This is a genomic window from Salmonella sp. NW38 (genome assembly GCF_051807745.1).
Taxonomy (GTDB): Bacteria; Pseudomonadota; Gammaproteobacteria; order Enterobacterales; family Enterobacteriaceae; genus Salmonella; species Salmonella enterica.
The window spans coordinates 122,047-139,665 of record NZ_JAMMTO010000006.1; the positions used below are offsets into that span (position 1 = coordinate 122,047).

14 protein-coding genes are annotated in these 17,619 nt (G+C 51.9%); 10 read left to right on the top strand and 4 right to left on the bottom strand.

The genetic code is table 11. The features are described 5' to 3' along the window. Window positions 1-97 precede the first annotated feature (97 nt). The 4 genes from prpB to prpE all read left to right on the top strand — a co-directional run bounded on the left by prpB (window position 98) and on the right by prpE (window position 5,683). A complete protein-coding gene (prpB, locus tag NA624_RS12390; RefSeq protein WP_000052223.1) occupies window positions 98-985 on the top strand; it encodes a methylisocitrate lyase in 888 nt (295 codons plus the stop codon). A 110-nt stretch (window positions 986-1,095) separates the two neighbouring features. Next, window positions 1,096-2,265, top strand: coding sequence for a bifunctional 2-methylcitrate synthase/citrate synthase (prpC, locus tag NA624_RS12395; protein WP_001285878.1), 1,170 nt, complete (start codon window positions 1,096-1,098; stop codon window positions 2,263-2,265). Between the two features lie 39 nt (window positions 2,266-2,304). After that, window positions 2,305-3,756, top strand: coding sequence for a bifunctional 2-methylcitrate dehydratase/aconitate hydratase (locus NA624_RS12400; RefSeq protein ID WP_000107081.1), 1,452 nt, complete (start codon window positions 2,305-2,307; stop codon window positions 3,754-3,756). Window positions 3,757-3,796: 40 nt separating this feature from the next. Further along, window positions 3,797-5,683: a propionate--CoA ligase gene (gene prpE / locus NA624_RS12405; protein WP_000010208.1), complete on the top strand. Its 1,887-nt coding sequence runs from the start codon at window positions 3,797-3,799 to the stop codon at window positions 5,681-5,683. A 103-nt stretch (window positions 5,684-5,786) separates the two neighbouring features. Here prpE and hemB read toward each other — a convergent pair whose 3' ends face one another. After that, window positions 5,787-6,761, bottom strand: coding sequence for a porphobilinogen synthase (gene hemB / locus NA624_RS12410; protein ID WP_000130724.1), 975 nt, complete (start codon window positions 6,759-6,761; stop codon window positions 5,787-5,789). Window positions 6,762-7,273: 512 nt separating this feature from the next. Here hemB and NA624_RS12415 point away from each other — a divergent pair. Next, complete coding sequence (locus NA624_RS12415; RefSeq protein ID WP_000556516.1) at window positions 7,274-10,210, top strand: autotransporter outer membrane beta-barrel domain-containing protein; 2,937 nt, start codon at window positions 7,274-7,276, stop codon at window positions 10,208-10,210. Window positions 10,211-10,295: 85 nt separating this feature from the next. Beyond that, a complete protein-coding gene (gene iprA / locus NA624_RS12420; protein ID WP_000950235.1) occupies window positions 10,296-10,919 on the top strand; it encodes a hydrogen peroxide resistance inhibitor IprA in 624 nt (207 codons plus the stop codon). Between the two features lie 44 nt (window positions 10,920-10,963). On the opposite strand, the gene ampH is transcribed toward iprA, so the two are convergent. After that, window positions 10,964-12,121, bottom strand: a complete 1,158-nt coding sequence (gene ampH / locus NA624_RS12425) for a D-alanyl-D-alanine-carboxypeptidase/endopeptidase AmpH (RefSeq protein ID WP_000830780.1) — start codon at window positions 12,119-12,121, stop codon at window positions 10,964-10,966. A gap of 346 nt (window positions 12,122-12,467) precedes the next feature. Between ampH and sbmA the strand changes: the two genes are divergently transcribed. Together sbmA and yaiW are read left to right on the top strand one after the other, a co-directional pair. Continuing rightward, window positions 12,468-13,688 (top strand): peptide antibiotic transporter SbmA, encoded by a 1,221-nt coding sequence (sbmA, locus tag NA624_RS12430; protein WP_000477023.1) that lies wholly within the window; start codon window positions 12,468-12,470, stop codon window positions 13,686-13,688. A gap of 14 nt (window positions 13,689-13,702) precedes the next feature. Beyond that, the gene (gene yaiW / locus NA624_RS12435; protein ID WP_001271422.1) at window positions 13,703-14,797 is read left to right on the top strand and encodes a surface-exposed outer membrane lipoprotein YaiW; all 1,095 of its coding nucleotides are present in this window, start codon (window positions 13,703-13,705) and stop codon (window positions 14,795-14,797) included. A 37-nt stretch (window positions 14,798-14,834) separates the two neighbouring features. Here yaiW and NA624_RS12440 read toward each other — a convergent pair whose 3' ends face one another. Next, entirely contained in the window at window positions 14,835-15,143 is a 309-nt protein-coding gene (locus tag NA624_RS12440) for a YaiY family protein (RefSeq protein ID WP_000763139.1), read from the bottom strand. A 267-nt stretch (window positions 15,144-15,410) separates the two neighbouring features. On the opposite strand from NA624_RS12440, the gene NA624_RS12445 reads away from it, so the two are divergent. Next, window positions 15,411-15,626 carry a DUF2754 family protein gene (locus NA624_RS12445; RefSeq protein WP_001239240.1) on the top strand — a complete coding sequence of 72 codons (216 nt, stop codon included), beginning with the start codon at window positions 15,411-15,413 and terminating at the stop codon, window positions 15,624-15,626. A gap of 25 nt (window positions 15,627-15,651) precedes the next feature. On the opposite strand, the gene ddlA is transcribed toward NA624_RS12445, so the two are convergent. Continuing rightward, window positions 15,652-16,746, bottom strand: a complete 1,095-nt coding sequence (gene ddlA, locus NA624_RS12450) for a D-alanine--D-alanine ligase (protein WP_001096598.1) — start codon at window positions 16,744-16,746, stop codon at window positions 15,652-15,654. Window positions 16,747-16,823: 77 nt separating this feature from the next. On the opposite strand from ddlA, the gene NA624_RS12455 reads away from it, so the two are divergent. Next, window positions 16,824-17,537 (top strand): extensin-like domain-containing protein, encoded by a 714-nt coding sequence (locus NA624_RS12455; protein WP_000480786.1) that lies wholly within the window; start codon window positions 16,824-16,826, stop codon window positions 17,535-17,537. Window positions 17,538-17,619 lie beyond the last annotated feature (82 nt).

Consider the following 17,619-nt stretch of genomic DNA (forward strand, 5'->3'; position numbering starts at 1 on the left):
TCATTGTATTTAATTTTCTCGCTGCCTCTTTGCCTGGCATAGCCTTTGCTTTGGTGAATACATCTTGAGTAACAATTTACTAACATGAGGACGAGATATGTCTTTACATTCGCCGGGGCAGGCATTTCGCGCCGCGCTCGCTAAAGAGAATCCATTACAAATTGTCGGCGCTATCAATGCTAACCATGCTCTGTTGGCCCAACGGGCCGGGTATCAGGCTATCTATCTTTCTGGCGGCGGCGTAGCGGCAGGCTCGCTTGGACTGCCGGATCTGGGGATTTCTACGCTGGATGATGTGTTAACCGATATCCGTCGCATCACGGATGTTTGCCCGCTGCCGCTGTTGGTGGATGCGGATATTGGCTTTGGCTCCTCCGCCTTTAATGTCGCGCGGACGGTAAAGTCCATAGCCAAAGCGGGCGCCGCCGCGCTGCATATTGAAGACCAGGTTGGCGCTAAGCGCTGTGGACACCGTCCAAACAAAGCGATCGTCTCGAAAGAGGAGATGGTAGACAGAATTCGGGCGGCAGTGGATGCGCGCACCGATCCGAACTTTGTGATCATGGCGCGTACCGATGCGCTGGCGGTGGAAGGGCTGGAGGCGGCTCTCGATCGCGCGCAGGCTTACGTGGACGCGGGGGCTGACATGCTGTTCCCGGAGGCGATCACCGAACTGTCGATGTACCGCCAGTTCGCCGACGTGGCGCAGGTGCCGATCCTCGCCAACATCACTGAGTTTGGCGCGACGCCGCTGTTTACGACCGACGAGTTGCGCAGTGCAAACGTGGCGATGGCGCTCTATCCGCTGTCGGCGTTTCGCGCCATGAACCGCGCCGCAGAAAAAGTCTATACCGTGCTGCGCCAGGAAGGGACGCAAAAGAACGTGATCGACATCATGCAGACCCGCAACGAGCTATACGAAAGCATCAATTACTACCAGTTCGAAGAGAAGCTGGACGCGCTGTACAGGAATAAAAAATCGTAGCCTGTAGGCCTGATAAGGCGAAGCCGCCATCAGGCAATGCCGGATGGCACTACGTTTATCCGGCTTACACGCCTCAATACCCTACACATTAAAAAAATGACGAGGACACTATGAGCGACACCACGATCCTGCAAAATAATAACCATGTCATTAAGCCCAAAAAATCCGTCGCCTTGTCTGGCGTACCAGCCGGAAATACCGCTCTGTGTACCGTGGGAAAAAGCGGTAACGATCTGCACTATCGCGGTTACGACATTCTCGATCTGGCGGAGCATTGCGAATTTGAAGAAGTCGCGCATTTGCTGATCCACGGAAAATTACCGACCCGCGACGAGCTGAACGCTTATAAAAGCAAGTTAAAAGCGCTGCGCGGATTACCCGCCAATGTCCGTACCGTTCTGGAAGCGTTACCGGCGGCCTCGCACCCGATGGACGTGATGCGTACCGGCGTTTCCGCGCTGGGCTGCACCCTGCCGGAAAAAGAGGGACATACCGTCTCCGGCGCGCGCGATATTGCCGATAAGCTGTTGGCCTCGCTCAGCTCTATCCTTCTTTACTGGTATCACTACAGTCACAACGGCGAACGTATTCAGCCGGAAACCGACGATGATTCCATCGGCGGCCATTTCCTGCATTTGCTGCATGGTGAAAAGCCAACCCAAAGCTGGGAAAAGGCGATGCATATTTCGCTGGTGCTGTATGCCGAGCATGAGTTCAACGCCTCGACGTTTACCAGCCGGGTGATTGCCGGGACCGGCTCGGATGTCTACTCCGCGATTATCGGCGCGATTGGCGCGCTGCGGGGCCCGAAACACGGCGGGGCGAATGAGGTGTCGCTGGAAATTCAACAGCGTTATGAAACGCCGGACGAGGCAGAGGCGGATATCCGTAAACGCGTGGAAAACAAAGAGGTGGTGATTGGCTTTGGACATCCGGTTTACACCATCGCCGACCCGCGCCATCAGGTGATCAAACGGGTGGCGAAACAGCTTTCAGAAGAAGGCGGCTCGCTGAAGATGTACCACATCGCCGACCGTCTGGAAACGGTGATGTGGGAAACCAAAAAGATGTTCCCGAATCTCGACTGGTTTTCGGCGGTCTCCTACAACATGATGGGCGTCCCTACCGAAATGTTCACCCCGCTGTTTGTCATCGCCCGCGTTACCGGCTGGGCGGCGCACATTATTGAACAGCGTCAGGACAACAAGATTATTCGCCCCTCTGCCAACTATACCGGGCCGGAAGATCGTCCGTTTGTCTCGATAGACGATCGTTGCTAACTCACTCTTATTAAAAATAAAACGCAGGAAACGTACCCTATGTCTACCCAAGAACTGAACATCCGCCCGGAATTTGACCGCGAAATCGTCGATATCGTGGATTACGTGATGAACTACGAGATCACCTCAAAGGTGGCGTACGACACCGCGCATTATTGCCTGCTCGACACGCTCGGCTGTGGTCTGGAAGCGCTGGAATACCCGGCCTGTAAAAAATTGCTTGGGCCGATCGTACCAGGCACGGTGGTGCCCAACGGCGCACGCGTGCCGGGCACCCAGTTCCAGCTCGATCCGGTACAGTCAGCTTTTAACATTGGCGCGATGATCCGCTGGCTCGATTTTAACGATACCTGGCTTGCCGCCGAGTGGGGCCATCCTTCTGATAACCTCGGCGGTATTCTGGCGATTGCGGATTGGTTGTCACGTAACGCCGTCGCCGCCGGCAAAGCGCCGCTGACCATGAAACAGGTATTGAGCGGGATGATCAAAGCCCATGAAATTCAGGGCTGCATCGCGCTGGAAAACGCCTTCAACCGTGTCGGGCTTGATCATGTGCTGCTGGTCAAAGTGGCCTCGACCGCGGTGGTCGCTGAAATGCTGGGGCTGACGCGCGATGAGATCCTCAACGCGGTATCGTTGGCGTGGGTCGACGGCCAGTCGCTGCGCACTTATCGTCATGCGCCGAATACCGGTACGCGCAAATCCTGGGCGGCGGGCGATGCGACTTCGCGCGCGGTACGTCTGGCGCTGATGGCGAAAACCGGCGAGATGGGCTATCCCTCGGCGCTCACCGCCAAAACCTGGGGCTTCTACGACATTTCATTCAAAGGTGAAACGTTCCGTTTCCAGCGCCCTTACGGCTCCTACGTGATGGAAAACGTGCTATTCAAAATTTCTTTCCCGGCAGAGTTCCACTCGCAAACCGCCGTCGAAGCGGCGATGACGCTGTATGAGCAGATGCAGGCCGCGGGTAAAACGGCAGCGGATATCGAGAAAGTGACCATCCGCACCCACGAAGCCTGTCTCCGCATTATCGATAAAAAAGGCCCGCTCAATAACCCGGCGGACCGCGATCACTGTATCCAGTATATGGTCGCCGTGCCGTTGCTGTTCGGACGGTTAACCGCGGCGGATTATGAAGACGAGGTGGCGCAGGACAAGCGTATTGACGCCCTGCGCGAGAAAATCGTGTGTTATGAGGACCCGGCTTTTACCGCCGACTATCACGACCCGGAAAAACGTGCTATCGGCAATGCGATCACCGTGGAGTTTACTGATGGCTCACGCTTTGGCGAGGTTGTCGTGGAGTATCCGATTGGTCATGCGCGTCGCCGCGCCGACGGTATTCCGAAGCTTATCGAAAAATTTAAAATAAACCTGGCGCGTCAGTTCCCGACTCGCCAGCAGCAACGCATTCTGGATGTCTCCCTGGACAGAGCCCGCCTGGAGCAGATGCCGGTTAACGAATACCTCGATTTATATGTCATCTGAGCCAGCCAGCAGTAAGGCGTAAGTTCAACAGGAGAGCGTGATGTCTTTTAGCGAATTTTATCAGCGTTCCATTAACGAACCGGAGGCGTTCTGGGCCGAGCAGGCCCGGCGTATCGACTGGCGACAGCCGTTTACGCAGACGCTGGATCATAGCCGTCCACCGTTTGCCCGCTGGTTTTGCGGCGGCACCACTAACTTATGTCATAACGCCGTTGACCGCTGGCTGGATAAACAGCCGGAGGCGCTGGCGCTGATTGCCGTCTCATCAGAGACCGATGAAGAGCGTACATTTACCTTCAGCCAGTTGCATGATGAAGTCAACGCTGTGGCCGCCATGTTGCTGTCGCTGGGCGTGCAGCGTGGCGATCGCGTATTGGTCTATATGCCGATGATTGCCGAAGCGCAGATAACCCTGCTGGCCTGCGCGCGCATTGGCGCGATCCATTCGGTGGTCTTTGGCGGTTTTGCCTCGCACAGCGTGGCGGCGCGCATTGACGATGCCAGACCGGCGCTGATTGTGTCGGCGGATGCCGGAGCGCGGGGCGGTAAAATCCTGCCGTATAAAAAGCTGCTTGATGACGCTATTGCGCAGGCGCAGCATCAGCCGAAACACGTTCTGCTGGTGGACAGAGGGCTGGCGAAAATGGCGTGGGTGGATGGGCGCGATCTGGATTTTGCCACGTTGCGCCAGCAGCATCTCGGCGCGAGCGTGCCGGTGGCGTGGCTGGAATCCAATGAAACCTCATGCATTCTTTACACCTCCGGCACTACCGGCAAACCGAAAGGCGTCCAGCGCGACGTCGGCGGTTATGCGGTGGCGCTGGCAACCTCGATGGACACCATTTTTGGCGGCAAGGTGGGCGGCGTATTCTTTTGCGCATCGGATATCGGCTGGGTCGTCGGCCACTCCTATATCGTTTACGCGCCGCTGCTGGCAGGCATGGCGACTATTGTTTACGAAGGACTGCCGACGTACCCGGACTGCGGGGTCTGGTGGAAAATTGTCGAGAAATACCAGGTTAACCGGATGTTTTCCGCCCCGACCGCGATTCGCGTGCTGAAAAAATTCCCGACGGCGCAAATCCGTAATCACGATCTCTCCTCGCTGGAGGCGCTTTATCTGGCCGGTGAGCCGCTGGACGAGCCGACGGCCAGTTGGGTAACGGAGACGCTGGGCGTACCGGTCATCGACAATTATTGGCAGACGGAGTCCGGCTGGCCGATCATGGCGCTGGCCCGCGCGCTGGACGACAGGCCGTCGCGTCTGGGAAGTCCCGGCGTGCCGATGTACGGTTATAACGTCCAGCTACTCAATGAAGTCACCGGCGACCCCTGCGGCATAAATGAAAAAGGCATGCTGGTGATTGAGGGGCCGCTGCCGCCGGGCTGTATTCAGACTATTTGGGGCGACGATGCGCGTTTTGTGAAGACTTACTGGTCGCTGTTTAACCGTCAGGTTTATGCCACCTTCGACTGGGGAATCCGCGACGCCGAGGGGTATTACTTTATTCTGGGCCGTACCGATGATGTGATTAATATTGCGGGCCATCGGCTGGGGACGCGAGAAATAGAAGAAAGTATCTCCAGCTACCCGAACGTAGCGGAAGTGGCGGTAGTGGGGATAAAAGACGCTCTGAAAGGGCAGGTAGCGGTGGCGTTTGTTATTCCGAAGCAGAGCGATACGCTGGCGGATCGCGAGGCGGCGCGCGACGAGGAAAAAGCGATTATGGCGCTGGTGGACAACCAGATCGGTCACTTTGGTCGTCCGGCGCATGTCTGGTTTGTCTCGCAGCTCCCCAAAACGCGTTCCGGAAAGATGCTTCGCCGCACGATCCAGGCGATCTGTGAAGGCCGCGATCCGGGCGATCTGACAACTATTGACGATCCCGCGTCGTTGCAGCAAATTCGCCAGGCGATCGAGGAATAGCCGTAGGCCGGATAAGCCGCGTCCGGCAACGGGTTAGCGTCAGCGACTGAATAGTGGGGTGTAAAGTCGGGAAAGGGCGGCAGCGCGCCGCCCTGTAACAGAATTAACGCAGAATATTTTTCTCAGCCAGATCCAGCGCGAAGTAACTGAAAATCAAATCGGCGCCGGCGCGTTTAATCGAGCCCAGACTTTCCAGCACGACCTTTTCTTCATCAATGGCGCCAGCCATAGCAGCAAATTTAATCATGGCGTATTCACCGCTCACCTGGTAAGCGCCAAGCGGCAACTCTGTGCGTTCGCGGATTTCACGCAGCACGTCCAGATACGCGCCGGCCGGTTTCACCATTAAGCAATCCGCGCCCTGGGCTTCATCGAGCAGTGATTCGCGAATCGCTTCACGGCGGTTCATCGGATTCATTTGATACGTCTTGCGGTCGCCTTTTAACGCGGTACCCGCTGCTTCACGGAAGGGGCCGTAGAAAGAAGAGGCGAACTTGGTGGAGTAGGACATTATTGCCGTATCGGTAAAACCGGCGGCATCCAGCGCCTGGCGGATAGCCTGGACTTGTCCATCCATGGCCGCGGAGGGCGCAATAAAATCTGCTCCAGCCGCCGCCGCGATAACGGCCTGCTTGCCGAGGTTGGCCAGCGTCGCATCGTTATCCACACCGTGTTCGCACAACACGCCGCAGTGGCCGTGCGAGGTGTATTCGCAGAAGCAGGTGTCGGACATGACGATCATCTCCGGCACGGTTTGCTTACAGATGCGGGACATTCTTGCCACCAGACCGTCTTCTTTCCAGGTATCGCTGCCGGTGTCATCAGTATGGTGGGAAATGCCGAAGGTCATAACGGAACGAATACCAGCATTTGCGATACGTTCAATCTCTCGCGCCAGCTGCTTTTCCGGGATACGCATTACGCCGGGCATGGCATCAATAGCTTTGTAATCGTCGAGTTCTTCTTCAACAAAGATCGGCAACACCAGGTCGTTCAGGCTAAGTGTTGTCTCTTCAAACATAGCGCGCAGCGCAGCGGATTTGCGCAGGCGGCGAGGGCGATGGATAAGGTCTGTCATGGTCTGCCTGATGTTTGTGGAATCGAAGGCCCAGTATACCTGAATCTGCAGGCAGATGTTTTACGAAAACGGTCCTTAACGTAGCAGGCGCAGCCCCGGCGGCGGCAGAACATGGCGCTTCTTTTATATACCGGAGATTAATACCTCAGGCACTATATCATTTTAAATAAGAATTAGTTTTACGTTGTTTTTAGTTTTATTTCATCGTCATTTAAGTAAATGTGGGTTTTAATATTATTCATATTTATTTTATTTTTCTTTAATCCATATTTATCTCATATGTATTTTATTTTTTTATTTTCTTGTAACCTCATGAAAAAGAATGATTTTTAATTATCTATTTTCCTTTTATTACGTCTTTTTAATTCATGTCCGAATCCGGACTGAGGATAAAGAATAATTGAACCTTTTAGCAATGACGCCGCATAATCCTCCTTGCTAAACATCTATATGTTTTTATGCATTGATAATTGATGGATCAACTATATTACGTCCCTGAGGAGGGATGACAAATGCACTCCTGGAAAAAGAAACTTGTAGTCTCACAATTAGCATTGGCTTGCACTCTGGCAATCACTTCTCAGGCGAATGCTACTACTTACGATACCTGGACTTATTACGACAATCCTACCACCGCGCTTGATTGGAATAATATGGATGCCGCAGGCACTGTTGATGGTAACTATGTAAACTATAGCGGTTTCGTTTACTACAACAATGCCAATGGTGATTTCGATCAGACGTTCAACGGTGACACTGTTAACGGTACGATTTCTACCTATTATCTGAACCATGATTATAATGACGCAACCAGTAATGAGCTGAATATTAGTAATTCAGTTATTCATGGCTCGATTACTTCCATGCTGCCGATTGGTTATTACGATCGTTTTGATACGTTGGATCACGATGGGTATTCTGAATATTATCAGTTCAACAACGGTACTGATACTGTTGACGGAAACTGGTATGACGGTGATGTGTTCACGCTGAACATCGCTAATTCCACCATTGATGATGATTATGAAGCGTTTTACTTCACTGATTCCTATAAGGATGGTGATGTAACTAAGTACACAAATGAAACATTTGATGTCAGCAAAGGCGTGGCGGTGAATCTTGATGTAGAAAGCAACATCAATATTTCCAACAATTCCCGTGTTGCAGGTATTGCCTTGTCTCAGGGAAATACTTACAACAACACTTACACGACGGAATCCCATAACTGGGATAACAATATTAATGTATTTGACTCTACTGTAACTTCCGGTTCAGATTATATCCTGGATAGTGCTTATACTACTGACACTGGTACTTTTGGCACTGGTCACTTTGGCAATTCCGAGGAGCCGAGCGATTATACTGGTGCTGGCGACGTTGCATTGTCTTTCACTGATGACAATGGTGCTTCAGACTATGCAATGAAGAACAATGTGTACTTCAGTAATTCTACGCTGATGGGTGATGTCAAATTTACCAGCACCTGGAACGCCAATTTCGATGCGGATGGTGATGATACTAACGGTGATGGTGTTCCTGATACCAACCATGGCTGGGCTGATGACGGCCTCAACGTCGACGAACTGAACCTTACACTTGATAATGGCAGTAAGTGGGTTGGTCAGGCGACTTATACTGTTGATACAACGTCCCGTATGTATGATGTTGAAACGAACAGCCTTACTCCAGGCGCAACATTGGAAGATAATGCCTGGAATCGTATCGTTGGTAATGAAGTTTTCCAGAGCGGCGTGTTTAACGTGACGCTGAACAATGGTTCTGAATGGGACACCGTTGGGGACTCGACTGTTGATACTCTGGCTGTAAACAATGGTTCTCAGGTTAATGTTTCTAATTCTGATTTAACATCAGACACCATTAATTTGACTAATGGTTCTTCACTGAACATTGGTGAAGATGGTTATGTTGACACCGATCACCTGACAATTGACTCCTATAGTACTGTTGGTTTGACCGAATCTACTGGATGGAGCACTTATTCCAATCTGTATGCCAATACCATTACTGTAACTAACGGTGGTATGTTGGATGTGAATGTTGGTCAGTTTGATACCGAAGTATTCAGCACTGATAAACTGGAACTGACCAGCGGCAATACTGCTGATCACAACGGTAATGTTGTTTCTGGCGTGTTCAATATCCATAGCAGCGATTATGTTCTGAACGCTGACCTGGTGAACGACCGTACCTGGGATACCACTCAGGCTAACTATGGTTACGGTACTATCGCGATGAACTCTGACGGTCACCTGACCATCAACGGTAATGGCGATATCAACAACGGCGACGAACTGGATAACAGCTCTGTTGACAATGTTGTAGCGGCTACCGGTAACTATAAAGTTCGCATCGACAACGCTACTGGTGCCGGTTCTGTTGCAGATTACAAAGGCAACGAGCTGATTTATGTCAATGACGTAAACACCGACGCAACCTTCTCTGCAGCAAACAAAGCTGACCTGGGTGCTTACACCTATCAGGCTAAGCAGGAAGGCAACACTGTCGTGCTGGAACAGATGGAACTGACCGACTACGCTAACATGGCGCTGAGCATTCCTTCTGCGAACACCAATATCTGGAACCTGGAACAAGACACCGTTGGTACTCGTCTGACCAACGCTCGTCATGGCCTGGCGGATAACGGCGGCGCATGGGTAAGCTACTTCGGCGGTAACTTCAACGGCGACAACGGCACCATTAACTACGATCAGGATGTTAATGGCATCATGGTCGGTGTTGATACCAAAGTTGACGGTAACAACGCTAAGTGGATCGTTGGTGCGGCAGCAGGCTTCGCGAAAGGCGATCTGAGCGATCGTACCGGTCAGGTGGATCAGGACAGCCAGTCTGCCTACATCTACTCTTCCGCTCGTTTCGCAAACAACATCTTTGTTGATGGTAACTTGAGCTACTCTCACTTCAACAACGATTTGTCTGCTAACATGAGCGACGGTACTTACGTTGACGGCAACACCTCTTCTGACGCCTGGGGCTTTGGCTTGAAACTGGGTTATGATCTGAAGCTGGGTGATGCAGGCTACGTAACGCCTTACGGCAGCGTATCCGGTCTGTTCCAGTCTGGCGACGACTACCAGCTGAGCAACGACATGAAAGTTGACGGTCAGTCCTACGACAGCATGCGTTATGAAATCGGTGTAGATGCAGGTTATACCTTCACTTACAGCGAAGATCAGGCGCTGACGCCGTACTTCAAACTGGCTTACGTTTACGACGACTCCAACAACGATGCTGACGTAAACGGCGACTCTATCGACAACGGCGTAGAAGGTTCTGCGGTACGTGTTGGTCTGGGTACTCAGTTCAGCTTCACGAAGAACTTCAGCGCCTACACCGATGCTAACTACCTCGGCGGCGGTGATGTTGATCAAGACTGGTCTGCAAACGTTGGTGTTAAATATACCTGGTAATCATTTTCTCTCAGGAGAAATAAAGGTAATTTAAACTGAAAAATGCCCGTCAAGGACTTGACGGGCATTATTGCAAGGAATGCATATGTTATCTTTAAGCAAGCCACTACAGGAATTCAACAGACTCGATAAATGCCTTTCTAAGCATGGTACGCGTTTCGAGTTTGTTAACGATAAAGAGATTATCTGTTCACCTGATGAAAGTAATACCCATACCTTTGTTATTTTAGAGGGGGTTGTTTCGTTAGTTCGGGGTGATAAAGTTCTTATTGGTATTGTGCAGGCCCCCTTTATTTTCGGCTTAGCCGATGGTGTGGCGAAAAAAGAGGCACAATATAAATTAATTGCGGAGAGCGGTTGCATCGGTTATCGCCTCTCATCATCACAAACTCTCGCCATCATTGAGCAGAACCAACTGTGGCGTGAAGCCTTCTGTTGGATAGTATGGAAAAGCCAGGTACTGGAACTTCGTGACAAGCAGCTCATTGGTAATAATTCTTACGACCAGATTCGTGCGACGTTAATGACAATGATTGAGTGGGATGAAGAACTTCGCTCACGTATTGGTGTTATGAATTATATTCATCAACGAACGCGCGTATCGCGATCGGTGGTGGCGGAAGTTCTCGCGGCCCTGCGTAAGGGTAATTACATTGAAATGAATAAAGGCAAACTGATCAGTATTAACCGTTTGCCCTCCGAATATTAACAAAAATGTTGCGCCTCGTCTGATATAGCGCGAGGCGCGACGACTCAGGATGCAGGAATAGCAATCGGTTTATTGCCGCTTAGCTCAGTAACCAAATCGTTAATCCCGTCGCTCATATTGGTAAAACGAGTGAGGGGGGAACGGGTTACGACCACAAAAGCGCCAATATTATATTGTGGGATCATCGCCATATAGGTAATAAAACCGCCGCCGCCTCCTGTTTTCTGGATAATGCCAGGACGTCCGTCTTTTGGCGCCATATAGACCCAGCCCAGACCGAGCGCGTCGGCTTTACCTGGTACGTCCATCCCGATGATTTTCTTTAACTGTGTGCGCTGATAAATCAACGTTTGCATACGATCGGCCTGATGACTACGGTGATAGAAATCTGACGACAGATACTGTTGCATCCAGCGCATCATATCTCCTGGCGTAGAATAGACCCCGCCGCTGCCAATGGCTGCCAGCGTATTATTACAGGGGCTTGCGCCTTTCTCTGCCACCATCAGACGCTTACACTGATCGGGAGAGGGGGTAAACGTGGTGTCTTTCATTCCCAGCGGGCGGGTAATCTTTTCTTCAAACAGTTGCGTATAAGGTTTGCCGGAGGCGGTCGCCAGCGCGTCGGCTAACAGGTCGAACGCCAGATTGGAATAGGCCGCCTGCGAGCCTGGCGCGACTTTTAACGTTGCTGTGGAGAGCCAGCTCCAGCGTTGTTCGCGGGTTGGCCAGACAAATACCGGACGATGCGCCGCGCCGCCGGGCTGTTCTCGCGGAAGCGCGCTGGTATGGGTCGCTAAGTTGACCAACGTAATCGGCGTGCCTTGATACGTCGGGACATGCGCGCCGGGAGGCGCATATTTGCTGAGCGGATCGTTTAATTTTACCGTTCCCTGATCGAGCAATTTTACCAACATTTCACTGGTCATTAGCTTGGTGAGCGAAGCGATACGAATGACCGAATCAAGCTGTGGACGAACATTATTGCCCGGTCTGGTGTCACCGAAACTACGAAATACGCGTTGATTGCCGTCGATCACCACCAGCGCCATGCCCGTGGCGCCGCTACCATAAAAGATATGCTCGGCATAACGATCAACGATATCAGAGGCAAAAACCGGATCGGCAATCGGCTGAGCCGCCTGGACAGAAGTAAGTGATGCCGCAAACAGCATGGCAGTAAAAAGCAGACTACGTTTCAACGGTGATGTCCATAAGTGAAATAACGGTGGTTATGCGTATTTATACTACCCGGCGGCACATTGCAAAACGTTAAAGAGAAAAAAGTGGGTGAAAAAACGTAACGGCGGGTTTTCGTGATGAAGAATGTTTACTTTTGTGATAGAGCGCTTGTGATAACCTGATAGCGCCAGCCTGCCTGCTTAGAATGAAACTCGTCGAAACAATTCTGTTGAGCAGAAGTGCGAACTAAGCGTCACAACGTAGGTCACAATGCCTGGTTTAGCCCTTTCATTTGCGTGGGCATGGCGTGATATTGCCGCCGTCACAGCAGCCGTAATAAAGAGAAGAAGTTAGCAGGAGAGCATGATGTTTAAATCTTTTTTCCCAAAGCCAGGGCCGTTTTTCATGTCGGCGTTTGTTTGGGCGCTGATCGCCGTCATTTTCTGGCAGGCGGGAGGAGGAGATTGGGTGGCGCGACTTGTAGGGGCATCCGATGAAGTGCCTATCAGCGCAGCGCGCTTCTGGTCGCTGGACTATCTGATTTTTTATGCTTATTACCTGATTTGCGTGGGTTTATTTGCAACGTTCTGGTTCATCTATAGCCCGCACCGCTGGCAGTATTGGTCGATACTTGGCACCTCGCTCATTATTTTTGTCACCTGGTTTTTGGTGGAGGTTGGCGTTGCGGTTAACGCCTGGTACGCGCCGTTCTATGATTTGATTCAAACGGCGCTCAGCTCGCCGCACAAGGTCACTCTTGGTCAATTTTATCATGAAGTGGGGGTGTTTCTCGGTATTGCGCTTATCGCCGTGGTGATCGGTGTGCTGAACAACTTCTTTGTCAGCCACTATGTATTTCGCTGGCGTACCGCAATGAATGAGCACTATATGGCGCACTGGCAGTACCTGCGCCATATCGAAGGGGCCGCCCAGCGTGTGCAGGAGGACACCATGCGTTTTGCCTCTACACTGGAGAATATGGGCGTGAGTTTTATCAATGCCATCATGACGCTCATCGCCTTTCTGCCGGTGTTGGTCACCCTGTCAGCGCATGTGCCGGATTTACCCATCGTAGGGCATATCCCTTACGGCCTGGTCATTGCCGCCATAGTCTGGTCATTAATGGGGACGGGCCTGCTGGCAGTCGTCGGGATCAAATTGCCGGGGCTGGAATTTAAAAATCAGCGAGTGGAAGCCGCTTATCGTAAGGAGCTGGTCTACGGTGAAGATGACGCCAGCCGCGCCACGCCGCCAACCGTCCGTGAACTGTTTAGCGCGGTGCGTCATAACTACTTCCGTCTCTACTTTCACTATATGTATTTCAACATCGCGCGCATTCTCTATTTGCAGGTCGATAACGTTTTCGGTTTGTTCCTGCTGTTTCCTTCCATTGTTGCCGGTACGATTACGCTGGGGCTGATGACGCAAATCACCAACGTGTTTGGTCAGGTGCGCGGTTCGTTCCAGTATTTGATTAACTCCTGGACGACGCTGGTGGAGCTGATGTCTATTTATAAACGTTTACGTAGCTTTGAACGTCAGTTGGATGGTCAGCCAGTTCAGGAAGTGACCCACTCTTTTAGCTAACAGAAGGAAACGTTATGTCGGCGGCGTCCCGTCTTTATCCTCTGCCTTTTCTGGCGGTCGCCATATTGGCTGGCTGTAGTAGTCAATCCGGGCAGCCGGTGAGCAAGGGCGAGAAGCCTGTCGACGTGGCAAGCGTAGTACGTCAGAAAATGCCGGCCAGTGTCAAAGACAGAGAGGCCTGGGCGAAAGACATCGCGACAACGTTTAAGAGCCAGGGGCTGGCGCCGACGGTAGAAAATATCTGTTCGGTGCTGGCTGTCGCCCAGCAGGAGTCCGGTTATCAGGCGGATCCTGTCGTGCCGGGACTAAGTAAAATCGCCTGGCAGGAGATTGATCGCCGCGCTGAACGACTACACATTCCGCTGTTTCTGGTGCACACCGCGCTGAAAATTAACTCCCCCAACGGCAAGAGCTATAGCGAACGCCTGGACACGGTAAAAACCGAAAAACAGCTTAGCGCTATTTTTGACGACTTTATCAATATGGTCCCTATGGGGCAGACGCTATTTGGCTCATATAACCCGGTGCATACGGGCGGCCCGATGCAGGTCAGCATTGCCTTTGCCGAACAGCACGCGAAAGGCTATCCGTGGAAGATGACGGGTACGGTACGTCAGGAGGTCTTTACGCGCCGTGGCGGATTGTGGTTTGGAACCTACCATTTGCTGAATTACCCGGCGAACTACAGCGCGCCTGTTTTCCGCTTCGCCGACTTCAACGCGGGATGGTACGCCAGCCGTAACGCTGCGTTCCAGAATGCCGTCAGTAAAGCCAGTGGGGTAAAACTGGCGCTGGATGGCGATCTGATTCGTTATAACAGCAAGAAACCGGGCAAAACAGAGTTAGCGGTGCGCAAACTGGCAGGGCAGTTGGGAATGAGTGAGCGCGAAATTCGCAGCCAACTGGAGAAAGGCGATAGCCTGGCGTTTGAAAAAACGGCGCTCTACAAGAAAGTCTATAAACTGGCCGAGGCCAAAACGGGCAAGACGCTTGCGCGGGAAATGTTGCCCGGTATTCAACTGGAAAGTCCGAAGATCACGCGCAAGCTGACGACCGCCTGGTTTGCTAAACGAGTTGATGAGCGGCGGGCGCGGTGTATGGGGCGATAAATTTCGCGCTGGGATATTTTCTCCAGCGCGCTAAGGTTTATTGGTGACGGTGACGCCAGCGTAAAAACGCGGCGATAACGGCGAAAATGAGGCAGCCTGTGAGGAAGGGCACCAGGCCAAAAATCGTCCCGACACCCAGACCAATCTCTACCCGCGGTCGACCTGTATCCTGTACCTGCATCAGATGCTCATAGATGCCCGGCGCATGAACCAGCAGGTTTAAGAGTTGCGCTCCGGCCCAGAAGCAAAACAGTACAAATATGGCGTAAGCAATATTTCCGGGCGTAGAGGAGGTTTCTCGATGCTTCCCGCTGAACAGCGATTTTGAGAGAGTGAAATCAGCCATAAAGACCTCCAGGATGATCGGCTACGATCTGGCGTTATGCCATCGGCTTACTGTGAAGTCTGACAGGTCATTGTGTTTGTCAATATCAGAATCATGGTAATTTCACATACGGAATGTATCCATCGCGTAAATTTTTGTTAGTTGTCACAAAATGATCACTTTTATCAAAATCAATTAACATTTAAGAAATTCCGTATCCCCCACAGACTCGCTCGCCAGAAGTATGCAAAAATACGTTTTTGTTGCTGTTAATACGTCGGAGTCGTTATGCGTTTGCCTGTAAAAATTCGTCGTGACTGGCACTACTATGCCTTCTCTATTGGCCTTATCTTTATTTTGAATGGCGTCGTAGGATTGCTGGGTTTTGAGGCGAAAGGATGGCAAACCTATGGCGTTGGGCTGGTAACGTGGATTATCAGCTTCTGGCTGGCGGGGTTCATCATTCGCCGGCGCGAAGATGATGAGGTAAAAGACGCCCGATAAACGTTGCGCTATCGGGCGTGCGCTATTACATCGTGGTTTTTAAGGCGTTATTCGCCGTATGGCGTTCCAGCGCCAGCTCAATCAGGCGGCTGATCAAATCGGTATAGCCCAATCCGCTCGCCTGCCAGAGTTTTGGATACATACTGATATTGGTAAAACCTGGCAGCGTATTGATCTCGTTAATCACGACCTCATTGTCTGCCGTTAAGAAGACATCGACACGCGCCATACCCGCGCACCCCAGCGTCTGATAAGCCTGGATCGCGATCGCGCGGATCTTGTCATTCACCTCGGAAGGGATCTGCGCAGGCACGACAACTTGTGCGCCGTTATCATCAATATACTTAGTATCGTAGGCGTAAAATTCGCTATTCAGTACGATTTCGCCGCAGGTACTGGCCTGTGGGTTATCGTTACCTAATACGGCGCATTCGATCTCGCGCCCTTTGATCCCTTGCTCCACCACCACTTTATGATCGAATTCGAAAGCCAGCGCGACCGCCTGCTGATATTGCGCTTCGTTAGCGACTTTACTAACGCCGACCGAAGAGCCCTGATTGGCGGGCTTAACGAACAGCGGCAGTCCCAGACGGGATTCAACCTCGGCAAAACTAAACGCGTGACGATTCGTTCGGGTGAGTGTAATAAACGAGGCGATATTCAGTCCTGCATCGCGTAGCAGTCGTTTGGCGACGTCTTTATCCATGCAGGCTGCGGAGCTCAGCACGTCTGAACCGACAAACGGTAAGTTTGCGACGCGCAGCATCCCCTGCAATGAGCCGTCTTCGCCCAGCGTACCGTGGACGATAGGAAAAATAACATCTACCGTCGGTAGCGGCTGCCCGTTCTGGGCGTTAATCAACTGGTGTTGGTGTTTGCCAGGCACCTGGGCCAGACTGATTGCCGAAGGACGTAGCGCGATATGTGCCGGATCGTCTGCATTCTGCAAATAATTTTCCGCATCGTTAACATGCCATTGTCCTGCCTTATCTATCCCTAACAGCACCACGTCGAAGCGGGTTTTATCGATCGCATCAACGATATTTTTCGCTGATTGCAAAGACACTTCATGTTCCGCCGACTTACCGCCAAATACTATTCCTACCCGCAATTTCGCCATCTTAAAAACCCATTCCATCGAATGCAAAGCGTATACATTACCACGACAAAACGCGGGTTTCGCGGGCTTCTGCCATAATGTTTATGGGATGTGAGAACGGAGGCCGCGTGAGAGGTAAGGGTTTTCTGATTATTGTGCTGTTGGGCGGCATTGGCGGACTGGGATATCGTTATCTTCCCTCTTATTATAATCCTTTTGCTCCGCTACAACTTGCCGATCCGCCAGGCTGGATCACTACCTTCAAACTACAGCGCCTTACGCTGTCGCAGTGCCGGGAGCTTTTGACGGCGGCCAATCAACAGGGATTAATTTCATCACAACCTGTTGCGGATAGCACTGGTGAATGTCCCTTGTCCCATGTTGTGCGCGTCAGAGATTTTGGCCAGGTCAAACTGAGCAGCAGTTTTTTAGCCTCCTGCCCGTTGGCGCTGCGCTCCGCGCTGTTTGTCGAACAGCAGGCAAAACCTTTAACAGAAACGTGGATGAAGCGCCGCCTGACCCGCATCGAACATCTGGGCAGCTATGCCTGCCGTAATATTTATCACCGCCCGGATGCGCGTCGCAGTGAACATGCCAGCGCAGAAGCGCTGGATGTCAGCGGGTTTCAGCTATCGGATGGCCGAAAAATCACTGTTCTGCGCGGCTGGGGGCGTGAGGAGACGGGGCCCTGGTTACGCGCTATGTTAAACGCCAGTTGCCATTATTATGGCAATGGACTCGGGCCTGACTATAACGCTGCTCATGCTAACCATTTTCATCTTGGAATGCGGGGCTACGGCGTGTGTCGTTAAAGCATAAACGTCTGCCTTGCGCGGCTATATAATGTGATATGTTTCACAAAAATGATGAACGGGGAGACAAAATAGCAAAGTG